The organism is Mesorhizobium qingshengii (genome assembly GCF_900103325.1).
Lineage (GTDB): Bacteria > Pseudomonadota > Alphaproteobacteria > Rhizobiales > Rhizobiaceae > Mesorhizobium > Mesorhizobium qingshengii.
On the sequence record NZ_FMXM01000062.1, the window covers coordinates 1 to 5,618 of the forward strand.

At 61.4% G+C, this 5,618-nt stretch carries 6 protein-coding genes and 1 pseudogene; 4 read left to right on the forward strand and 3 right to left on the reverse strand.

The genetic code is table 11. The features are described 5' to 3' along the window. Positions 1-129: 129 nt before the first annotated feature. The 4 genes from BLS48_RS33905 to scpB all read left to right on the forward strand — a co-directional run bounded on the left by BLS48_RS33905 (position 130) and on the right by scpB (position 2,560). On the forward strand, positions 130-489 hold the full coding sequence (locus BLS48_RS33905; protein ID WP_038654666.1) for a type II toxin-antitoxin system RelE/ParE family toxin: 360 nt from the start codon (positions 130-132) through the stop codon (positions 487-489). Continuing rightward, on the forward strand, positions 479-802 hold the full coding sequence (locus BLS48_RS33910; protein WP_038654663.1) for a helix-turn-helix domain-containing protein: 324 nt from the start codon (positions 479-481) through the stop codon (positions 800-802). The genes BLS48_RS33905 and BLS48_RS33910 overlap by 11 nt, the downstream gene beginning before the upstream one ends. 118 nt (positions 803-920) lie before the next feature. After that, positions 921-1,877 (forward strand): DUF1403 family protein, encoded by a 957-nt coding sequence (locus BLS48_RS33915; RefSeq protein ID WP_091586632.1) that lies wholly within the window; start codon positions 921-923, stop codon positions 1,875-1,877. 2 nt (positions 1,878-1,879) lie between these two features. Then, positions 1,880-2,560 (forward strand): SMC-Scp complex subunit ScpB, encoded by a 681-nt coding sequence (gene scpB / locus BLS48_RS33920; protein WP_038654660.1) that lies wholly within the window; start codon positions 1,880-1,882, stop codon positions 2,558-2,560. Between the two features lie 193 nt (positions 2,561-2,753). Here the strand turns inward: scpB and BLS48_RS33925 are convergent, their stop codons facing one another. From BLS48_RS33925 to BLS48_RS36020, 3 genes and pseudogenes are all read right to left on the reverse strand, one after another. Next, a complete protein-coding gene (locus tag BLS48_RS33925; protein WP_244530009.1) occupies positions 2,754-4,442 on the reverse strand; it encodes an AAA family ATPase in 1,689 nt (562 codons plus the stop codon). 373 nt (positions 4,443-4,815) lie between these two features. Then, on the reverse strand, positions 4,816-5,205 hold the full coding sequence (locus BLS48_RS36480) for an AAA family ATPase (RefSeq protein ID WP_244530010.1): 390 nt from the start codon (positions 5,203-5,205) through the stop codon (positions 4,816-4,818). Positions 5,206-5,405: 200 nt separating this feature from the next. Beyond that, positions 5,406-5,618: pseudogene (locus BLS48_RS36020) on the reverse strand (hypothetical protein); the annotation flags it as partial.

Genomic DNA, 5,618 nt, shown 5'->3' on the forward strand with positions numbered 1-5,618 from the left:
CAGGGCCTTCCCTGCCCATCGCGAGAAGATCTCAACGATGACGGGCAATTCATCGTCGGCTTCGTCCGCCATAAGTCAGTACGGTTGCGACACCATTGAATTCCATAGCACCAAGTGCTATCTTTCGTCATGCCCGATCGCATATTTAAGACAGCATGGTTCGCCAAGGCGGCGCGCAAGGCACGGCTTTCGGATGCAGCGCTTACGCGGGCAGCCAGGGAGGCCGCTCAGGGCAAGGCGGACGATCTCGGCGGAGGCGTTTTCAAGAAACGGCTCGGTGACAATCGCTTTCGATCGATCCTGCTCGCCAGGAGCGGTGAGTTTTGGGTTTACGTCTATCTGTTCGCCAAACAGGACAGGGCGAACATCGATGATGACGAATTGCGTGCGTTTCGCGAGCTTGCGGCGCTCTACCGGCGCAAATCCACCGCGGATCTGGCCGCGGAATTGAATGCTGGAGCTTTGATGGAGATTGGCGATGGCGATTAGACGAAAATTCAAAAGCGACGCCTTCGAGGCGATCCACAGCGCGGTGGAAGGCATGGTGCGCGCCGGCACGGTCGACAAGCAGACCCTGCGCTCCTTCGACGAAGCCTGCCTGTCCCGGCCGACGATATTCGACGCAAAGAAGATAAAGGCGCTGCGCGAGCGCAATCACGTCAGCCAGCCGGTGTTCGCGCGCTATCTCAACACGTCGGAATCGACGGTGCAGAAGTGGGAGACGGGTGCCAAGCGGCCGAGCGGGCTGGCGCTGAAGCTTCTGTCGGTGGTTGAAAAGCACGGTTTGCAGGTGCTGCAGTAGGCATTTTAAAAAACGAATGATAATGCAATCTTATCATTCGTGTTAGTGCTCTGACAGGCTGTGCGTTTTGGTGCGAAAATCATCGCCAAAAGCGCACCGGCACTTTATCCTCCAATTCATGATTCGCCTCGATCCCGCGACCGCCAACTCCTCTGCGCCGCCCTCCGTTACGGCTTGGGCGCTGGCAAACGCCGGCGCGCCGAGCGACGCTGAAGCTGCCTTCCGGGCCGGCGCCGCCGTGGCTGCCCTCGACACGCTCGCCCGCGCGCAACCGAGCTGGTCCGGCGCCTGGCGCCAGCGGCTGGTGCTCAATTGCGCCACCACCGGCATGCGGCTTGCCGGCCGCGCCGAGGACGCGGCCGCCTTGCGCGACGCCTGGCACCTGCGCCCGGCCGGCGCCGATCCCGGCCCCGCCGGCGCCGTCTTTGGCGCCTGGCGGCAGTTGGCCGGGCAGCCGCCCGTCGCTACCCCCGACCGACTCGAAAAGATACTCGACCAGCTGGGTCTCCATTGGGACGTCGAGGCGCTAGCCGCGCTTTGTGAACACATCGACGGCCTGGCGCGCTCGGGGCGGCCGGCGCCATTCGCCGCGGCGGCGATCGCCGCTTATGTCGTCACCGTGCGTCCCGATGCCGAGCTTTTGGCCTGGTGGCTCGCCGACCTGGTGCTGGCGCAATGCCTGCGCTGGCCGCGACCGCTGCCGCTGTTGATGGCGCAGGCCTTTGGCCCGTCCTTCCGCGCCGAGGCCGGCGGCGGCAAGCGCATCCGACCCGGCGAAGAAAGTTTTGAGCGGGCGGTCTGCGTCGCGCTGGTTCAAGCGGCGGCGGATGCCTGCCGGCTGGCCGCGGATTTGTCGCGCCGTGCCGAAAAGCTCCTGGCGGTGGCGCCAAAACTGCGCGCCAGGGGCGCCGGCGACGTGATTTTTTTGCTCCTGAATGAAGATGCCGTCTCGGGCTCGCTGACGACGAAAAACCTGTCGCGTTTCGCGGCGCGCCGCCTTTTCGACCGTCTGCAGCAACTCAATGCCGTGCGCGAGCTCTCCGGCCGCGCCACCTTCCGGCTGTTTGGGCTCTAGCGATGAGCCAAGCGTCTGCCCGTCGTAGGCCGACCGATCAACCGGCGCTGCTGGACACCGAGCTGGAACACCTGCCGCCGGAGCTGCGCTGGCGCGAATGGATGGGCCGCGTCGAAGCGGTGATCTTTGCCGCCAGCGAACCGGTGACACGTAGTGTCCTCGCGCGGGTGGTGGGGAAGAGCTGCAATCTCGAGCTGATCATCGACGACATCCGCGCCGAGCTCGCCGGCCGCCCCTACGAGCTGGTCGCGGTCGCGGGCGGCTGGCAGCACCGGACCAAAAAGGCCTTTGGAGACATCATACACGCCGCATTTGGCACGGTAGGGCAGGGGACAAAAGAACTGTCGCAGTCGGAGGCGCTCGTTCTGATGTGCATTGCCTATTTCCAGCCGATCACGCGTGGCGAGCTGTCGTCCTTCTTCGGCAAGGAGGTGTCGCGCGATCTGATCGGCGTGCTGCGCGCGCAGGACCTCATCGCCTCGGGACCGCGCTCGCCCCAGCCGGGCGCGCCCTACACCTATGTGACGACGAAAACCTTTCTCACGCAGTTCGGGCTCGACACGCTTCGCCAGCTGCCGGATTTCGAGGCACTCGAGGACGCCGGGCTGCTTTCAAAGGAGAAGCTGCTTGCGGGGTACATCATGCCCGAGTTTTCAGACCGCGCTGACGAAAAACCAGAGTAGCGCGCTTGCCGATAGGCACATTCTCGTGACGACCACCGACGATAAAAGATCTTGGGATCACCGGTGCCCGTCGAAGCGCGTTTGCTTGCCATGGGACTTCTGACGGTCGCGGATCCGGCCACTTCACATTGGCCCATGCTAACGCATCGATGCGCTTCAGCCTGCGGGACGCCGGCCCCATCCCGTATGGTAACTAGGCGCCTTTTTGCAGCAGGTTTAGGCTTAGCGCACCGCATCCACAGCGGAGTGCCTCCTTCTTGCCTCTGTCTGGCGAAACGAAATAGATTTCGTTGCATTTGTCGCATATGAAGGCGTCCGTAAATCCACGAAAGGCAGTCACGACCGGTGCGAAATCCGATCGGTTGAGGTCCGCCCATTCGTTGAAGTGGACGGCCGTGTTGATCTGCCAGTTGTCGTAACCTGTTTTGATCTTGGCTTCCCCAAACCCAGTTTCGATCGCGTTGATCAGGTCCAGGCCTTCCTTCTGGTTCCAGGAATTGGCGGCCGCCTTTGCCTTCTTCAGCATCTCGCCGAGCGCACTGGTGGCGCTGGGCAGGAGATCACCAAGCATGAATTGAGCATCGCCGCGGAACTCCACACTGGCGCGCAGGCGGTCGCAAGCCTCCTTGGCAAAATGCTCAAGATAGTGACGCAGCAGCGCAGCCGCCGCTCTTACATCGTTTTTTGCCAAGTGGTCATCCAACTCGGCCCAAACGTCACGATCATCCCATTCGGCAGGACCCAGATCGACGGTCCAGGTTCTAAAATGGGCGAAGTTGCGGCCCTTGATGAGACCCTCGGACTTCATGTGCCGCAACCAGATTTCGTCGTGTGTGGTGAAGATGAACTGCGTGTTCGGAAATCTCTCCTTGAGCAGGGCACAAACCTGACGGCGGTGGCCGGCGTCGACCGACATAAGCACGTCATCGAGCACCGCGAAGGTGAAGTTCGACCCCAGCAGATGGTTCATGAGCGCGAGGTATAGGCACAGTCCCATACCGTCCTGGTGGCCCTCGCTGTGATAGGCGCCTGGCGGAAAATGTCCGCGCCCATAGAAATCGACGTCAAATGCCAGCCTGCCTATGGAAGGCATGAGTTTGGCGGTGAATGTGTTCTCATCATCTTCGTTGATTTTGCGATAGTAGCTCGCGAAGGTGGTCTCCACGTCCTTGTAGATCTTCTCCAGCGCGGCCGTAGTCACCGTTCCGTAGGTGTTGGAGATCCTGGCAGCGCGTTCAGCCCGGAGCTTCCCCGTTGAATGTTTCTGCCGTGCGATTCGAAGCTGCTCCAGGCGCTCTTGTGCCAGAACAAGAAAGTCCCGTGCCGCGTCCTGCTTGCTTGGTTCTGGAATTGCGGCGATCGCCTTTTCCAGCACGGTCAGTTCCGTCCCCAGTTGCTGGATGGCGTACGCCGCCATCAGGACCGCGACGGTATCGCCGAGAGGCAGCAGCTTTTGCAGCTGCTTGTATCTGGCACGAAGAGTTGAGCGGAATTCGTTCAGTGCGACGACATCGATTTTCGGGGAGAGAAGACCCGCGTGATCGATCATCGTGGTCAGGGCGGTGCCTGCACTGAACAGATCGTCGAGAACCGGCTTGAGTTCGGCTTCGAGCGCGGCGCGGCGTTTGCCCAGATCGTCAAGATGATTCAGCTTTTCGGCGAGATGCCCCCGAAATGCATCGGGCTCTAAGGGCGTATCGCATACCGGGCAAGCCGCGCCGTCATACAGTTCGAGCGCCGACTTGAGAAGAGATTCGCGTGACAATCCGTCGAGACTATCAGCGTCCTTACCGAGTTCGGTGGCACTAGCAGCGGCGGCGGTGCACTTGTCCTTGAACGAACTGGCAGCAAGCGTTTCCAGTGCTTGCTTGAGCGCGGCCAAATCTGCTGTGGCTTGTATCTTCGGGACACGCCCTGGCACGCTCGTAGTGGTCGTCGCAAGACCGTTGAGAGATATCTGCGCCCAGGTCAGCCAACGGCGCGAGGCCAAGCAGCGCGCGTTGTGGGTTCACCGCGTCGATGACCGTCTTCTTGTTGAGTTCGCTTACACCGAGAGCGGCGACTAGAGTCTTGACTGCGTCTGCCTCGGCACGCTGGAGCCCCGGAAGTTCCCGCGCGGAGGCATTGGCGATTTTCTGCAGCACGCCCCGAAGCTTCTCGATGTCCTCAAGCCGCAGAAGGGACTGAACCTCCTTTGATCGCTGGCCCGGTTCGGACAGGACGTAGCGGATCAGCTCGCGACGCGAAAGCGCGAACTACGGATGCAGGTTGACGCTCTCGAAAGTGGCAAGAACATCCTTGTCGGCGGGAGTGATCTCAGGTGCGCTTGCGGATTTTACCGTACGGCGGATTTGCGCCTTCTTGTTGCCGAGGGCAGGTATGGTGACGTCGAGGGTGACCGAGGCCGCCTCCGGTTTGCTGCGGCTATCAACGTGGGGGCCGTGCGACTTTACCGAAAGACCGCCGGTCCCCGCACCAGCGAGGCGGGAGACGTTGCCGGTCAGGGCAAATTCAATCGCGTCGACGATGCCGCTCTTGCCGGTTCCGTTCGGGCCGCAGGCTGCGAAGTTCTGCCCGTTGAGACTAAGTGTCAGCTCGCGGATGCCACGAAACTGCTCAATGCGTATTTTGTCGATCCGGATCATGAGGCATCCGGGAAAATAGCGGCGCGGATAGAAGGCTCGGCAAACACGCCATCGTCGAGCACGACCTTGCGAACCCTCGGTGCGACGTCGCCTAGACCTTCTTCCTTGTCCAAAGCAGCGAAGAATTCGCCAAGAATGTTGGCGGCGACCGACTTAACCTTCGCGGGCGGTTCTGCCGGAGACCGGTAACTTCTCTGGGGTTAGGCGGCGCGCAGGAGAGGCGGTTTGGGCTTGAATAGTGGTGGCACGTTCGGCCCTGGCTGTCGGAACGGTGCCCGCAATCGATTGCGAAGCTCGCCGTTGAGATCTGCCGTCCTGACCTGCATGAGCATGTGAGCACCGTGGAGCGACCACCGCATCTGCTGTTTCTTGACCATTCGCTTGCCGACAAGTGAATTCACCGCCGATTCAGC

Bases quoted from the DNA above. Each gene is read 5' to 3' on its own strand.
- BLS48_RS33905 (WP_038654666.1), top strand. From the start codon at position 130: ATGCCCGATCGCATATTTAAGACAGCATGGTTCGCCAAGGCGGCGCGC.
- BLS48_RS33910 (WP_038654663.1), top strand. From the start codon at position 479: ATGGCGATTAGACGAAAATTCAAAAGCGACGCCTTCGAGGCGATCCAC.
- BLS48_RS33915 (WP_091586632.1), top strand. From the start codon at position 921: ATGATTCGCCTCGATCCCGCGACCGCCAACTCCTCTGCGCCGCCCTCC.
- scpB (WP_038654660.1), top strand. From the start codon at position 1,880: ATGAGCCAAGCGTCTGCCCGTCGTAGGCCGACCGATCAACCGGCGCTG.
- BLS48_RS36480 (WP_244530010.1), bottom strand. From the start codon at position 5,205: ATGATCCGGATCGACAAAATACGCATTGAGCAGTTTCGTGGCATCCGC.